This window comes from Turicimonas sp. TL08 (genome assembly GCF_054660695.1).
The window spans coordinates 1-255 of record NZ_BAAGDP010000105.1 but is presented as its reverse complement, the minus strand read 5'-3'; the positions used below and the strand labels follow the sequence as shown (position 1 = coordinate 255).

Annotated in this window: 1 protein-coding gene; it reads left to right on the top strand. The window is 42.7% G+C overall.

The genetic code is table 11. The features are described from left to right. Nucleotides 1-33 precede the first annotated feature (33 nt). Nucleotides 34-255: zinc ribbon domain-containing protein (locus ACYQ4O_RS13135; RefSeq protein WP_460175891.1), on the top strand; the 222-nt coding region annotated here is incomplete at its 3' end.

The window sequence follows — 255 nt, the reverse complement described above, 5'->3', positions numbered from 1 at the left end:
ATTGTGTTCATGGAAGATCTAAAAGTATCGAATATGTCTGCATCGGCGTCAGGTACAGTTGAGCAGCCCGGAAAAAAGGTCAGACAGAAAAGCGGTTTAAATCGTTCAATTCTTGACCAAGGATGGTGTTCTTTCAAGACAATGTTGGCTTACAAGCTGGAAGAAAGAGGAGGGTTGCTGGTATTGGTTCCTCCGAAAAATACGAGCAGAACTTGTCCGAATTGCGGATATATTTCGGCAAAAAACAGACAAACG